This window comes from Henriciella sp., assembly GCF_029936995.1.
GTDB lineage: Bacteria > Pseudomonadota > Alphaproteobacteria > Caulobacterales > Hyphomonadaceae > Henriciella.
In genome coordinates this window covers 108,559-122,938 of sequence record NZ_JAPYRE010000004.1, presented here as the reverse complement: position 1 = coordinate 122,938, position 14,380 = coordinate 108,559, and the positions used below count along the sequence as shown (strand labels likewise).

Annotated in this window: 11 protein-coding genes; 3 read left to right on the top strand and 8 right to left on the bottom strand. The window is 56.1% G+C overall.

Annotated elements, in window-relative coordinates; translation table 11 throughout:
• Window positions 1-30: 30 nt before the first annotated feature.
• The 3 genes from Q1K31_RS10070 to phnE are packed head-to-tail and all read left to right on the top strand — an operon-like array spanning window position 31 to window position 2,827.
• Window positions 31-957, top strand: coding sequence for a phosphate/phosphite/phosphonate ABC transporter substrate-binding protein (locus Q1K31_RS10070; protein ID WP_300379123.1), 927 nt, complete (start codon window positions 31-33; stop codon window positions 955-957).
• A 2-nt stretch (window positions 958-959) separates the two neighbouring features.
• The gene (locus Q1K31_RS10065; protein WP_300379122.1) at window positions 960-1,817 is read left to right on the top strand and encodes a phosphonate ABC transporter ATP-binding protein; all 858 of its coding nucleotides are present in this window, start codon (window positions 960-962) and stop codon (window positions 1,815-1,817) included.
• Between the two features lie 38 nt (window positions 1,818-1,855).
• On the top strand, window positions 1,856-2,827 hold the full coding sequence (gene phnE, locus Q1K31_RS10060; RefSeq protein WP_300379121.1) for a phosphonate ABC transporter, permease protein PhnE: 972 nt from the start codon (window positions 1,856-1,858) through the stop codon (window positions 2,825-2,827).
• A gap of 26 nt (window positions 2,828-2,853) precedes the next feature.
• Here phnE and Q1K31_RS10055 read toward each other — a convergent pair whose 3' ends face one another.
• From Q1K31_RS10055 to Q1K31_RS10020, 8 genes are all read right to left on the bottom strand, one after another.
• Window positions 2,854-4,068: a M14 family zinc carboxypeptidase gene (locus tag Q1K31_RS10055; RefSeq protein ID WP_300379120.1), complete on the bottom strand. Its 1,215-nt coding sequence runs from the start codon at window positions 4,066-4,068 to the stop codon at window positions 2,854-2,856.
• Window positions 4,068-7,418, bottom strand: a complete 3,351-nt coding sequence (locus Q1K31_RS10050; RefSeq protein WP_300379119.1) for a TonB-dependent receptor — start codon at window positions 7,416-7,418, stop codon at window positions 4,068-4,070. The genes Q1K31_RS10055 and Q1K31_RS10050 overlap by 1 nt, the downstream gene beginning before the upstream one ends.
• 138 nt (window positions 7,419-7,556) lie before the next feature.
• Complete coding sequence (locus tag Q1K31_RS10045; protein WP_300379118.1) at window positions 7,557-8,567, bottom strand: FecR family protein; 1,011 nt, start codon at window positions 8,565-8,567, stop codon at window positions 7,557-7,559.
• On the bottom strand, window positions 8,557-9,126 hold the full coding sequence (locus Q1K31_RS10040; protein WP_300379117.1) for an RNA polymerase sigma factor: 570 nt from the start codon (window positions 9,124-9,126) through the stop codon (window positions 8,557-8,559). Before Q1K31_RS10040 ends, Q1K31_RS10045 begins: the two co-directional genes overlap by 11 nt.
• 119 nt (window positions 9,127-9,245) lie before the next feature.
• Window positions 9,246-10,070, bottom strand: coding sequence for a transporter (locus Q1K31_RS10035; RefSeq protein WP_300379116.1), 825 nt, complete (start codon window positions 10,068-10,070; stop codon window positions 9,246-9,248).
• A complete protein-coding gene (locus tag Q1K31_RS10030; protein WP_300379115.1) occupies window positions 10,054-11,031 on the bottom strand; it encodes a response regulator in 978 nt (325 codons plus the stop codon). The genes Q1K31_RS10035 and Q1K31_RS10030 overlap by 17 nt, the downstream gene beginning before the upstream one ends.
• Window positions 10,988-12,493, bottom strand: coding sequence for a hypothetical protein (locus tag Q1K31_RS10025; protein ID WP_300379114.1), 1,506 nt, complete (start codon window positions 12,491-12,493; stop codon window positions 10,988-10,990). The genes Q1K31_RS10030 and Q1K31_RS10025 overlap by 44 nt, the downstream gene beginning before the upstream one ends.
• Window positions 12,490-14,379: a glycosyltransferase gene (locus Q1K31_RS10020; RefSeq protein WP_300379113.1), complete on the bottom strand. Its 1,890-nt coding sequence runs from the start codon at window positions 14,377-14,379 to the stop codon at window positions 12,490-12,492. Before Q1K31_RS10020 ends, Q1K31_RS10025 begins: the two co-directional genes overlap by 4 nt.
• Window position 14,380 lies beyond the last annotated feature (1 nt).

The window sequence follows — 14,380 nt, the reverse complement described above, 5'->3', positions numbered from 1 at the left end:
TTCCTGTAGAAGTCTCGACTACAAGGAAAGGTGTCAGCATTGGTCAGGATGATTCTGGTTACATTCATCAGCGGTCTTGCAAGCATGCTCGCTTGGGCGGATCCAGCCGGAACAGAAGAAGATCCCCTACGTGTGATGCTTATTCCAGCCGATGGGGGGACGAGCGACGGCACGCTTTCTGATTTCCAGCCGCTGTTTGACGGCCTTACTCACATTACCGGTCTTCATTTCGACATCCGCACAGGCCAGAGCTACGCCGCTGTTGTAGAAGGCCTCTGCTCGGGCGTAACCGACATCGCGTGGCTTGGCCCCGTATCTTTCGAAACCGCTCACCAGAAGGGCTGTGCAGAACTACTCGCTGTAGAAGTGTCTAATGGCGCATCTACCTACTATGCGGGGCTGTTCAGCCGTCGGGATTCTGGCATAGAATCCCTGGAAGACTTTCCGGGTCACTCTCTCGCTCTTGGGTCAATTCATTCTGCCAGCAGCTTCGCCTACCCGATGGCCATGCTCATCGAGGCCGGGATCGATCCGCTGGAAGAACTGAGTGATATCCGCATCACCGGCAGTCACTCCAACAGCCTCATGGCGCTTGATTCCGGTCATGTGGATACAGCTGGTGCCTCCTTTGTATCTTTCGAACGAGCCTTGAACTCCGGTGCGATTGAAGCAGCCAATATCCGGATCGTTGCAAAGTCCGCACCCATTCCCAATCCTCCTCTTGCCATGCACCCCTCCCTAGCGGACGAGCGCAAAGCTCAGTTACGTGACGCCCTTGCCCGAATTCACATGGTCGACGGAATCAACCCGGCGATGATCCGCGGTTATGGCGGGAAAAGGGTTGATAGCTACGATACGGATATGACGTCTTCGGAGTTTATTGAAATGCTCTCCGGCCTGAAAGAGATCGACGACGCCTTCCGCGGCGAAGTGCTCTCAAAATCCAGCGGCAATTAATCATGATGTACCCATACCGTGTGCCACGCAGCTGGTCCGAGACATCTGGGCAATCCCCCCTGTCCTGCCTGAGCTTCCAGAACGTGACCAAGACATATGAGGGTGCTGTTCGCGCACTGGACGAAGTAACGCTCGACCTTGAGCCTGGTCTGCTGACCGTTCTGCTTGGCGCTTCCGGGTCTGGAAAAACGACACTCCTGAAAACTGCAATCGGTCTCGTCGAACCGGATAGCGGCACAGTCCGCATAGGTTCTCTTGCCATGGCCGGGCGAACAAAATCAGCCGCACGGCGAAGGCTTGCTATGATCCATCAGGATTTCGGCCTCGTCACGCGGCTCAGTGTGGCTCGTAATGTGATGGCAGGCGTCTGCACCGAGACAAGTTTGTGGCGCCTACTGCTTCAGGCCTACCCGAAAGATGTCCAGCTACGCGCTGCCGAAGCTCTTTTCTCCGTTGGTCTCACGGCCAGCCAGTTCAACCGCAAGGCACGCGACCTTTCCGGCGGCCAGATGCAGCGGGTGGGCATTGCACGCGCGCTCATGCGCTACCCTCAAATTCTACTGGCCGACGAACCGATCGCCAGCCTCGATCCAGCTGCTTCGGACAACGTGATGCAGATCCTGCGCCGCCTTTGCGATGAACGCGGGATCGGCGTTGTGTGTTCGCTCCATCAGATTTCTTTTGCCAGGCGCTATGCAGACAGGATCGTCGCCATGCGCCATGGCCAGGTCATCTTTGATGGTCCGCCCTCAGCATTTTCTGGCGAGCGCCTTGAGCACGTGTTCGGGCAGGAAGCCACTGCGACCAGTACACCGCGTCTGGCTCATCCAGTGCCCGCCGCGGGTAAGTATATGACATGAGCATGGCTTCTTCTGCTTCACCTCCCCAGGACTGGCGCATGAAGCCCGCATTCAGCGCCAAAAGCTTGGCCATCGTTATTCTCGCCTTTGCCCTGCTCGCTGTTTCCGCCAAACGTATGGAACTCGACAGCCTAGCAGGTGAGATCGCCAATCTGGCAGGCAGCTTTGTCGGTCTTTCAGAGACGTCTCAGATCGGACGTTCGGTCGAACGCGTATCCACAGAAATGTTTCCGGTCACAATCAGCGAGGCAAAGCCCGTTTCGAAGATATCCAACTTCGACCCGGATGACCTTCCCCTCTTCTCCTATCTGGAAACACGCAACGTCGAGACCAACAGGGTCAACTCCGATACTCTGGAAATTGAAACGGTCATGACTGAAGAAGTCTGGCTTGTTGAAAGGTTCGGCTACCTCACACTCCTGATCGCAAAAATGATTGAAACCTTCGAGATTGCGATCTGGGCGACACTAATGGCCGTCGCGGCCAGCCTCATGCTCTCGGTCCTCGCTGCGCACAATTTTACCCCCCACGGCACCGTCTATTTCATGACGCGAAGCCTGATCAGCTTCTTCAGGGCCGTACCTGAAATTATCAGCGCACTCTTTATGGTGCTCGCATTCGGATTTGGCCCAGTAGCGGGCATTCTTGCCCTAGGTTTTCATGGCATGGGTTTTCTGGGCAAATTTTATGCTGAAGAGATCGAGAGCGCGGACCGCAAACCCCAGGAAGCACTTGCGGCTATGGGAGCCGGACCGTTTCGGATTCTCAGACTGGCCGTCTGGCCACAGGCTCTGCCAGCATTTACCGCACTCAGCATTTATATACTCGATCGCAATGTCCGGATGGCAACCGTTGTCGGCCTTGTGGGTGCCGGTGGCATCGGGCAGGAACTCAAAGGACGCTACGACCTGTTTGAATATGATCGTGTCGGCACAGCCCTTATTTTGATTTTCATAACAATCCTGTTGCTCGACCTCGCCGCTGCTCAGCTCAGAAAGAGGCTGGTCTAGAATAGAGCGGAACACGTGGCTGCTCTCTACTCTCCAGATTGCACCGGCTGCACCTCCAAGAGATGATTGAGCAAAGTTGAAGCCGTCAACTGACCTACTTTCTCAATTTCATCTGCTGGTGCATCGTCTGCCAGTTCGATCGTCAGGCCAGCAACATCCAGGGTCTGCAACGCCCAGTTCTTTGATGTCCCTGCCTCGGCATTATGGCCTGAAATCCATTCAGGATCCGGCTCAATGCCGCGATCGAGTGAACGCTTCAAAGCTTTTGGAAAGCCCATATCCGCATAGTCTTCTTCAAATGGCTGCGTGTAGACAAGCGTCTTATGCGTGGAATGGAAATCCATGAAGGCGATGGTATCACGCTCACCCGCCTCTTCCAGGATGAAGGCGGCTGCCGCTTTTGTCGCTGGTTGAGTCTGGTTGAGCCAGTCCCGGTTAAGATCCAGCCCGCCATTATTATGACGCCAATGGCCACGCGCACGCCCATCCGGATTAGTCATGGGCAGCATGACAATCCGCGTATCGGCGAGAACACGGGCAGGAATATCCTCCATTAACGCTTCAGCAAAAACCTTGAAGGCCGCGAGACCGGATTGCTCAGGTGGGTGCTGCCCCGTCAGCGCGATAACAAGTCGTCCGGCATCCTGCGAACCCGCCACTAGGGCATTGAACGGACGGCCATCCAGGCTTTCGCCGTAACGAACAATTTCCATGTCATGACGCTTAGCCAGTAACTGGCTCCAGGCGCTCATATCCGCTGGCGTCGTCAATGGTCGTGCGGCCACCAGAAGAGAACCAGGCCCGCGTGGGAGAGCTATCGAAGCAATATGGTCCTCTCCCTCAACAGTTACAGAAGACTCCGGTAGTTTCTCCCAGGTTGCTCCCCCGTCACGGCTGGTCCAGGGCTGGTAGCGGTGCCAATAGCCAGCATAATCAAGCCGGAGCGTGACAGTTTCGGACGAATGGAGGTCAGCTTCAAAGGCGTACCACGGACTTGGATTGATTGGGCCAGCGATGGAGGCTTCCGGCCAGACGGTAAGAACCGGTCCATCAGCCGAGACAGAACACCCATGCTGCCCGGCGCCGACAAAGCCCGTAGAAATCGTGACGCTTTCCGTTTCGCACAGAGAACCCGTATCTCCGCCCTCAGCTATTTCACCTGAACTGGCACATGAAGCCAACGCAACAAATGAAGTTGCAAGGCCGAAGCCTCGCAACTTATCCCCGAACAAGCCGGCCATCAGAAGCTCTTCCTCGCATTCACATACAGGAAGCGGCCGCGTGAGGAATGAAGCCCCCCGAGGTAACCGAAGGATTCGTCTGCCAGTGGCGGTTCTTCGTCAAACACATTGCGGGCACCGACACGCAGCTGAAGTGGTTTGTCGGTGTCATGGCCAAAGGTATACTGGACATAGGCATTGTGACGGATGGCGGAGTCGACAACCCAGAAATCGCCTGTGTCGTCATTTGTGGCGCTCGTGTCGAACACGTCGTCGACATAACTGGTGTACCAGCCTGCACCCCAGGCATCCATGCGCCATGTTGCAGACGCGCTCCAGCGCCATTCCGGACGCCCGTCCTGGCGGATCAGGTCACCGGCCCCTTCCAGAGCTACGACGTCACTGATCTCACCGGATTCCTGAGCGTCGAGGATTGCTGCCTCACGCGGTGCGATATCCTGATAGAACTTGCGCAGCTGGGCGACATTCACCTTGAGACCGAAATCGCCCCAAGCGCGTGTTTCGAGGTCATAATAGACGCCAAGATCCAGACCTTCGACATCACGCGGCAGGAGGTTCAGGTAATTGTCCTCGACAAAGAGAACTTCCCCGGCCGGGTCGAGCCCCGTGCCCTCATAAGCGGCAATGTCTTCCGCCGTCGGGTCAGCACGCACGACAGCCGGATTCGAACTCCCCCGCGTACGAAGCAGGTAGTCGAGGATCAGATGGTTCTCATCACCAAAGATCCCCACGACGTCTTCCTGTTCGATAGACCAGTAGTCGAGCGTCACCTGCAGCGCACCTGCCTCTTCTGGCAGGAAGGTCGCATCATAGACGAGACCTGCAGAGAAGCTTTCTGACTCCTCCGGCCCCAAATCCGTGGAGCCTTCACGCTGACTGACGATGGCGGCTGTCTGCTCGCAATCGGAAAAGCTCGAAATGCGTCCGGCGCGAAGATCCGCTTCACACTGGATGAAATCCGTGCGGTTGTTCACACGCTCGAGGCTACGGTCGAACTGCTGCTGAAGGTTCGGAGCCTTGAAGCCTTGGGACCATGCCGACCGGAACAGCAGGGAATCAGACGGACGCCAGGAGAGCGCGACTTTCGGCTTCGTGACACTACCGAAGAGGTCGTAATCTTCGTAGCGAACAGCCAGTTGCATATTGACGGACTGAGCCAGAGGAACATTCATTTCTGGCGAGATTAATGGCACCGCAAGTTCAGCAAATGCTGAGAAGACATCCCGCTCACCTTCGGAATCAAGGGTTGGGCTAGAGCCCATGACGTCGCTAGTTGCTTCACCTGTAATTGGGGAAACAAACTCGACTGTACCATCAAGGCGCGGATCACGGTCGTCTTCATAAGTCTCGCGGCGGGCCTCGACGCCGAAGGCTGCCCCGACAGGACCCGCCCATATTTCAAGGAGGTCAGGCCGGGAAACTTTCAGGTCCCAGAGTGACAGGCTGGTCGATGACTTGCGGAACACCGGAACGATGAAATTATCGATGGTGGCAGCATTACTTGGCGTGCCGTCACCACTGTCGGAAATCGGAAAGCCACCCCCATTGAAGGGATTGTAGGCATCCGGGGTGTCCTTGCTCAGGGCCTCAAGGAATAGTGTGTTCGAGGTACGCGATGTCGTGTCGGTCGTCTCGGCTTCTGAATAGAGAAGCGCTGTTTCCCAGTCGAACCCCGACCAGTTACCTTCTAGCCCTCCAAGCAGCCGCCAGTTTGTGTTCTCAACTTCGATCTCACGTGCGCCGGCATCAACAAGACGATAGCGGCGCAGCTCCACATCGAGCCCATCTTCCGGCGTACCGATCCCCTCAACCCGGTTTGGCGCACCTGCAGGGCCGAACGGATTGTAATAATTGTCTGCGGGGATGAGCATCCGCGCGGCGCTCAGCTGGGCCGAACCGGCGCGTTGCGCGTTCGATGTCGCGGTGTAGAGACCAGCTTCAGCAAACAGTCCCAGACCATTGTCGAAATCGTGGTTGAAAGTACTGAAAAGGTTCAGCCGCTCGACACCATTATTGATCGTGCGGTCGGAGTTGGTGTTGTAGCGCTGAGCAACGTTACTCGCCGAATTGCCGTCATCCAGACAAAGTCCGTCAGCGAGTCCCGCCACGCACCCATCGAACGTATCCGGCTGCACATGAACGCCGCCCCCGCTACTCGAAACACCATCAAGCGCAATGGTGTCACCAGTTGCCGGGTCGCGCAGCGTGAAAGCTCCCCAAGGCGTATTGTTTGAATTGTTACGGAAGTTCAGATCACCAGCCCAGTTTTCCGGAAGCCGATCGCGCAGGTCTGCATTCGCTGCAAAGTCACGCTCAGACGCAAACACAGGGTCTCGGTCGGTATAAGCAGCAAACAGGGCCACATTGGACCGGCCGTCATTGAAGTTCTTCCCTGCCTCGAGCGTAAAATTATACTCGTCTGCTTCCACATCCGGCTCGGTGCCGTAACGCGCGCTGACCGTCAGCCCGTCAAAATCATCCTTTAGGACCGTATTGACCACACCAGCCACCGCGTCCGAGCCATATAGGGCAGAAGCACCATCAAGCAGAACTTCGAGCCGGCTGATCCCGGTTACCGGAATAGCATTCGCATTGACCGTCGTTACGGGCACCAGATTTTCAGATTGTGTACCGGGATGGTTCACCATGCGGCGTCCATTCAGCAGGACGAGCGTATTGCCCGTGCCAAGCGCCCGAAGGTTGATTGAAGCAACATCCCCGCGCGCCGAGTTTACCCCGCCCGAGACATTCTCGGTACTGTTGAAACCGACATCGCCAAATTGGGGGATAGAACGGAAAACATCGTCACCATCGACAGCACCAATCGCTGCGAGCTGCTCATCCCCAACTACTGCGACAGGCAACTCGCCACCGACTTGCGCACCACGAATCTGCGTACCGACCACGACAACGCTTTCCAGACGAGCTTCCTCGTCCGTTTGTGGAGCAGCGGGCTGTACAGTTGGTTGAGAAGGAGGCTCCACCTGACGCGGTGCCGGAGCGGGCGCCCGCGGCGCAGGCTTAGCTTCTTCGGCCTGCGCATAAACGAGGATCGCACCAGATTCATCGGCACGCATCATCAGGCTGGAGCCTTCCAGCAACCGGTCGAGCGCCTCACGGTCGGAAAGGTCGCCCTGCACACTAGGCACAAGAACGCTCTGCACCTGATCTGAACGATAAATAAGATCACGACCTGACTGGGCAATAAAAGCATCGAGCGCTTCGCTCAGCGGCCCGGAAGGCAAGTCAAAGGATTGGACCGCTGCCGATTCCGTTTGCGCAATCGACGGCGCAGCCGCCAGGGCAACAAATGCCACCCCCGTGAAAAGTCCTGCAGACCATTTTGCCATTTTCATCTCCCCGAAACTCTGGGCTGGTGGCCATATCCACCCCCTTCCCCGGGCTATGACGAACGGTGAGAAAAAATCCCTCAAAGTTTTGACACGAAACTGTAACGCAGGCCTCAGTCGGCATTTACAGGCCGTCGTTCAATTGCCCGCGAGCATGATCCGGTCGCCACTGCGTCGAGCCTCGAGTCCAAGCCCGTTCTCTGCAAGCCGCGCAAACGCATCCACATTGTCCAGAGGGAATGTGCCGCCAATTTCTATATTACCAGTCACTTCATCTGATATGATGAGCTGCTTGGTGTTATAACGATTGAATTCCTTAGCCACCTCTCGAAGCGGTGTTTCCTCGAACCGTAATCGACCTTCCCGCCAAAGGAGCCGGCTGTCGACAGCATCCAGGCCAGAACTTTCAACAATGAGCCCTTCAGGGCTGGCATAACCAATCATGCCGGCTTTCAGCACGCTCGCTGAACCTCCCGTTACATCAGAGCTGTTCAGCCACACAGTACCTTCACTGACGGCAACCTCTACAATTGACGCCCGTCTCTCCACGCCGAATGAAGTCCCAAGTACTTCAATTTTACCGTCGCCCGCTTCGATCCTGAAAGGCCTTTCAGGTGCAGACGCAACATCGAAAAACACCTCACCGCTGAACAGTTCGACACGACGCTCCTCAGCCGTAAACGCAACCGTAATGCTGGTCTCTGTATTGAGCGTTACCACCGAACCATCTTCAAGCGTTATCGTCTGCATGCCCCCGCGGTCGGTATGGTAACGGAGCGGTGCTGGAGGCTCTGCCCCATCGCCGAACACCCACAGTGACCCGAAACCGAGCACAGCTACCGCAACGCAGGCTGCTGTCGCCAACGCCTGTACAAATGGCCGCCTGACAAGTGACGGATGCTCTATCAGCTGGCCACTGCGTAGCGCCGCCAGTCGTCCGCTGCGCTGCCAGACTGCGTAAAGGCGCAGAAAAGCGATGCGGTTTGCAGTCTTCTCTATCAGCCAGACAGCGAAAGCGTCATTACGCTCGCATAGCTCATCCACACCTGGTTCACTGTCGAGCAAACCGTTGCGATCAAGGCTTGCCAGCCAATCGGCAGCGGCCTGCTCAATCGCATCAGAGGATTTCGGACGCGGGTCAGCGCTCATATCGACGTCCTCCCCTATCTCGCCCCTTTTTTTGTTCACCGCGCTGGATTCCGCGGCTTGCAAGCGCATCTGCGAGCAACCGCACGCCCTGACTGACATGCCGCTCCACGGTCGGTTCAGACACGCCAAGCGCACGCGCTGTCTCGCGTTGCGACAGTCCTTGAACGCGACGCATGTAGACAATCTCGCGCGTACGGCGTGGCAAGGTCTCGAGTGCAGACTGTAGCATGGTCAATTCCTGGCGCGCCGAAACTGTTTCAAAGGGGCCGGCTTCTTCTGAGGAGACGTCCCAGCTTTCGAAATCCATCACGGTATCGATAGAAACCACACGCTTGCGACGCACCATGTCGATCATCAGGTGCCGTGCAGTGGAATACATCAGCGCGCGTGTATTACGTGGCAAACCATTGGCCGCAGAACGATACAGACGACTGTACACTTCCTGCCTCAAATCACTGACTTCAGAGTGGTTCGCCCAGTGGCGTGCCAGAAAGCGCTCAAGCTCAGTTTCCAGCGGCAGCACTTCCCGCATGAACCATTGGTCGACTGTCTCTGTCATGTTTGTGCGATAGAGCGGATCGGCCCAACAGGGAAGCCTTGAGCTGGTATGCTGGCAGTAGCACGGTGCGAGCTTTCAAAGCTGGTACGACAAATCCCTGACTGTCGATTGCTCCGTGTTTAGAAGCGCACCCAGACGCCGCCAAAAACACCACGCTCACGAAGCGCATTTTCACCAGCGAGAGTCGCAAGCGCCCCCAACTGAAGAGAGATATTTGTGGTGACGTCTTTCACCAGACTCAGCTGGACGTTGTGATAGCGATAGCTGTCAAAAATACCTCTCCCGCGTCCATCGCTGAACGTGTTGAAGGACTGCGCCATTACAAGCAGGTCCGGGGAAGGTCGATAACCAGCGGTGAAATCTGCGTGCATTTCATTGGGCGGGTCGCCAGCCCGAAAACGATATGATCCTTGCACGTCGATAAAGCCACTGTCGGTGCCAAAGGAAAAGCTACGGATATATCGGCCACGCAGGTCGTACTCAGCATCCGTGTTACCAACTTGTGCAAGAGAGTCACGCCGCCCATTGCCGGGGATGCGCGCTGTCCCCTGGACTGAGAATGACCAGTCCGCACCAGCAGAAAGGCGCTGGCGTAACCCGATATCGAAGTAGCCAAGCCCACTGCTATCTTCATCATTTCCCTCGACCGAAACGGATCGAAAGCTCGGTGTCAGAACAAGCGTCGTCTTCTCTGACAGGCTGTATTCTGTGAGGAGGTAGAGTTCGATTTTCTCGTAATCGGAAATATCAACACGGTCACCGTCGCCATCAAATCCGGACTCGCTATTTGAATAATAGAAAGTCGAAATTACTTGCCCATCCGGTCCTGCCGGGCTTGTTGCGACCATGCTGTCCGATTGCGCAGCCGCCACAGGAGTTGCCATGACAAGGAGAAAAGCAAAGAAGGTAACCCGGCATACAGGGCTATCAGCTAACAGGCACATATTTCACTCCTTCAGCCTGTTTACGTTCCATCTCAGCGAGAAGTCGTGTGCTGAGCGTATTGAGAGCTTCACCTTCCGCCCATCCCGTCACCGTAAGTACGCTGACCTCTTCGCGGCTGGGAGAGTTGCCATGTGGAATGGCTGAAGCCTCAACTGTCGAGCTTATTATGCGACACGCCTGGTCCAACGCCTTTGTGTCTTCCGACCCCGGCTGAACCAGCATGAAAGCGCCCTCACCATAATAGCAAGGCAACGTTACGAGTGGCGCAGGCGCGCGCGCCACGCTGGCGGCAATCATCTGCACCAGTTTGTCGCCTGCCTTATCGCCATGGCGGTTAACATACATACCAAACTCTTCAATCTGGATGAGCCCAAGCGCTGCTGGGTCACGGTTTTCCCTGCAATTACGTAGCGTTACTTCAACGACAATCCCACTCGCCATACGGGTCAGCTGGTCAATAACAGCCGAGTCCAGAGAAGAACGTTGGAGGTTCTCATTGATCTGGCGAAGTTCCGCCTCACGCAGCTGACGGCGCTGTTGCTCCCGACGAAGACGAAGAAGCGTCCGCACACGCGCCAGAAGCGATATCTGTGTGACCGGCTTGGCGACAAAATCATTAGCTCCCGCGACAAAAGCCTGATTGAGAGCCTGAACCTCACGAACCCCAGAAAGCATGAGTATTGGCAAGTGCCGGGAGGTTCCATGCAACCTTATTCGAGCACAGGCCTCAATGCCGTCTATATCCGGCATCCTGATGTCCATGATAATCAGGTCGAAACCACTGTCCTCCTGTCCTTGCGACTGCTTATTCATACCCAACAGTTCGAATGCCTCTGTCGCAGAGCGGGCAAAAGTTACATCCGTGAACCCGCCGTCCTCGAGTATGGCCGCAGTGATGTCACGGGAGTCCTCGGAGTCATCGACAACAAGAATACGTGAGGGTGATCTGGACGTGTTCATTCTGGTTCCTCGTTCCCGCGCTCATATGCCCGCCAGCGTTGCCCATCAAACAACAGATTGTAGCCAGGCGCGCCTCGTTCGAAAAAATCAGGAAAATCCTACCGACCCGGTCCACTCCGTAGCCAGAGTCACTACCTCGCACGACAACTATGTTCGCCTTCGGAATCGATTGAAGACCTGCAAACTGGAACTGCGTGGTATCAGCCGTCCACATGCCAGTAGCTTCTCCACGCAATGCGACGACTGACGGTGCAGCTTCAGCATCGAAAAGGATTCCGTCGTATCCCTCCAATGCATACCCTAGCCCCGCCAGCTCTGTATCCGGCGCGACAACCTGATTGCCCGCTATTGCAGATAGCCATCGGCCTGTTTCCTGCGAACTGTCGGCAAGAGTAACAACGATGCTGCCCATCATGCCGCCAAAAAGCAGCATCGCTATCGTGCTGTTGCGCGCAGGGTTACGTGGCCAGCGCGAAGCGCATGCCACCCCAAGTGTAACCCCGAGCCCCCCGACGAGCATGATGGACGGGAGCACGTCGAGCAGAGCCGCGAGGAGTGAAGCCGCAACAAGTGTTCCAAGCAACGCTGTAACAGCAAAGGATATAGGAGGTAACCGCCTGGTCTGCACCAGAAGCGCAATCCCGATAGGACATGCCGCGATGACCGCCAGCGCCGCAAGCATACCTGTAAGGAACGGCACACCTCTCGGAGCCGCACTGACAGCCCCTAGCCCGGCTGTTTCACGGCTCACCGTTGCTATGAAATGCAAGGGATCGCCAGCAAAAACCCAGTTCACATAGGCAAATGATGCCAGCGTAAACAGAAGGGGGAACAAAAGCACAAGGAACACCTCTCGGGGCGAGGCGCGCAGCTGGTCCGGCGGAATCACCAAGGCGATAAAAGGAAGGCTGGCAAATGCCAGTACCATACCGAATGGATGAGACAGGCTGATCAGGATCAACGCCAGCGACACCAGTATGATATCGTTTACACGGTGTCCTCTTCGAAGGTTGAACATGCCAAGCGCCAGTAACCAGATGCCCCAGTGAAGAAGCATGAAACCGGGGCCCTCTGCTACTGCGCGGAGAAACTGAGGGTTCAGGACCATCACAAGCACAATGAAGAGGCTGGTGAATAATCCATAGCCAAACCCCCGCAGCTTGACGAACCACGCTACTGGCAGGCCCGCTGCCAGTAGAGCAGAAAAAACAAACGGAGTTGTTTCGCCCAGCCCCGGTGCAATCGCCGAGAATGCGATGGTGCCAATGTACGGCAAGGGCGGATAAGCGGTGACAATATCCTCAAGCGAGAGCAATCCGCTATTCGCAAGGAGAGCCCGCCCCCATAGATCCAGATCGCTCGCGGATGAATATCCCCGCAAGTTCAATGCCCATGCAGCTGTTATCAAGGCAGTTGCCAGGAGCAGGAAGATCACAACCGGTTGGAATCGGGCGACTCTCATGTGACCGCCTGTTGGTCCTGTACCGCTTTCTCGACCTCTGCAGCGGTATGTTTCGACAGTCCGTGATGGGTCTTCTCCCAATAGAAAGGCTTAGTGACGAGCTGCCATGCCCCCTTCCAGGCTGCTACGGACATCAACACCCAGTACCAGATCACGGTCAGACTGAACGGCGTGAGATTAAGCCAGTTACGCCGAAAGGGTGCCAGCATCATCAGGAACATGAACAGGCCATTGCCTGCCAGCAGGTTGAACAGCGCCAGGTACAAGAGGATTGGCGGAAAGAGGAGGTCGAATACGCCAGTCTGTGTTATGGCCCAGAAGGCGAAAATTGCCCAGAAGATCGGATTAAGCAGTCCCGATAGCATTGTCCCGCCAATGAAGAACACAAACCCAAGGACACCCATGGGCCCTATGGTCTTCATAAGGTGAAGTGGGCGGCGCGTATGGACCAGGAAGGTCTGCATGTAACCCTTGATCCAGCGCGACCGCTGCCTGATCCAGTTTGACTGCGAGACATTCGCCTCCTCGAATGTCGTCGAGTCCACGAGGCGCACACCATAGCCCTTCTGAGTCATCCGGATGCCGAGGTCGGCATCTTCGGTAACATTGAAAGGGTCCCAGGCATGCAGTTCGCGCAGAACATCCATCCGAAAGTGGTTCGATGTCCCCCCCAGTGGGATCGGAACCTTAAGCCGCTCAAGTCCAGGAAGCGTAAGATCGAACCAAAGCGAATAATCCAGCGTAAACAGACGCGTAAGCCAGTTTTCTTCACGGTTGTAATAATTTAGACGGCACTGTACGCACGCAATATTATCGGGTGCCTGATTAAACGCCACGACCACCTTTTTCAGTTGGTCAGGCTCTGGCTTATCCTCTGCATCAAAGATGACAAGATAATCTCCGCGCGCAAAACGCAGGGCATAATTACATGCCTTGGGCTTGGTCTGCGGTTGAGATGGCGGGACCCGAATGATCTCGAATATTCCTTCAAGGCCAAGCGCCACCGCCGCATCAATGGTCTCGTGATCGCCTTCTTCGAGTACAATCTTGATGTCGAGTTTTGAAGTCGGATAGTCGAGCTTGCGCAAGGCATTCGCGAGGATCGGAAGCACGTCCGGTTCCCTGAACATAGGCACCAACACAGTATATATGGGAAGATCTTCGTCCCGCAGCATGCGTATCGCGGAATTGATTTCGCGAGCCCGGTTATGCTGATGCGCCCCGCCCGCCCAGATCAATGTTGCCTTGAATATGAAATTTCCCAGATAGAAAATCGACATGAAAAGGTTGAGGACAATCAGCGTCGCCACTGGCTTCAGCGCGAGTCCGACCGCAGCAATCGAAACAGCCGCCCAACCAATCAGTATCTGCGCAGGCGTGAAAACGGTCTGCGCCGACATTACCGGATCCTGCTCGGCGAGATCGAACACGGCACGATGGGAGAAACGTTCCGAAAAAACCTGCTGTACCGCGCGCTGTAAATCCGGTTTTGTCGTGACCACAAGGTCGACATCAGCGCCCCAGCGTCCGCGGATATAGACGATCGCCTCCGGCCCAGGGCGCGCTGTCGCGACAACCAGTCGACCGTTCTGCTTACGCCACGGCACCGTCAACTCGCGCATATATTCCGCGACCTCGCTCTCCGTCAGCAGGTCTGGATCCGGCGCCTGCTCACTCAGCCTGACAAACTCCATATCGAAGCGTGCCGCGAGCGTGGCGTAATACGTATCGGCATCGATCCAGCTACGTGCAAGCAGCACGTCAATCAGGCTTGTTCCCCACTTGCTGGATAGGCGCGAAGCTTCATCGAATTGTGACAGGGTAATAAGCCCCTGCTCTGTCAGGAAGTCACCGGTCCAGCTGTCGCTTGCGGTCAGTTCCGCCACG

Bases quoted from the DNA above. Each gene is read 5' to 3' on its own strand.
- Q1K31_RS10065 (WP_300379122.1), top strand. From the start codon at position 960: ATGATGTACCCATACCGTGTGCCACGCAGCTGGTCCGAGACATCTGGG.
- phnE (WP_300379121.1), top strand. From the start codon at position 1,856: ATGAAGCCCGCATTCAGCGCCAAAAGCTTGGCCATCGTTATTCTCGCC.
- Q1K31_RS10055 (WP_300379120.1), bottom strand. From the start codon at position 4,068: ATGGCCGGCTTGTTCGGGGATAAGTTGCGAGGCTTCGGCCTTGCAACT.
- Q1K31_RS10050 (WP_300379119.1), bottom strand. From the start codon at position 7,418: ATGGCAAAATGGTCTGCAGGACTTTTCACGGGGGTGGCATTTGTTGCC.
- Q1K31_RS10045 (WP_300379118.1), bottom strand. From the start codon at position 8,567: ATGAGCGCTGACCCGCGTCCGAAATCCTCTGATGCGATTGAGCAGGCC.
- Q1K31_RS10040 (WP_300379117.1), bottom strand. From the start codon at position 9,126: ATGACAGAGACAGTCGACCAATGGTTCATGCGGGAAGTGCTGCCGCTG.
- Q1K31_RS10035 (WP_300379116.1), bottom strand. From the start codon at position 10,070: ATGTGCCTGTTAGCTGATAGCCCTGTATGCCGGGTTACCTTCTTTGCT.
- Q1K31_RS10030 (WP_300379115.1), bottom strand. From the start codon at position 11,031: ATGAACACGTCCAGATCACCCTCACGTATTCTTGTTGTCGATGACTCC.
- Q1K31_RS10025 (WP_300379114.1), bottom strand. From the start codon at position 12,493: ATGAGAGTCGCCCGATTCCAACCGGTTGTGATCTTCCTGCTCCTGGCA.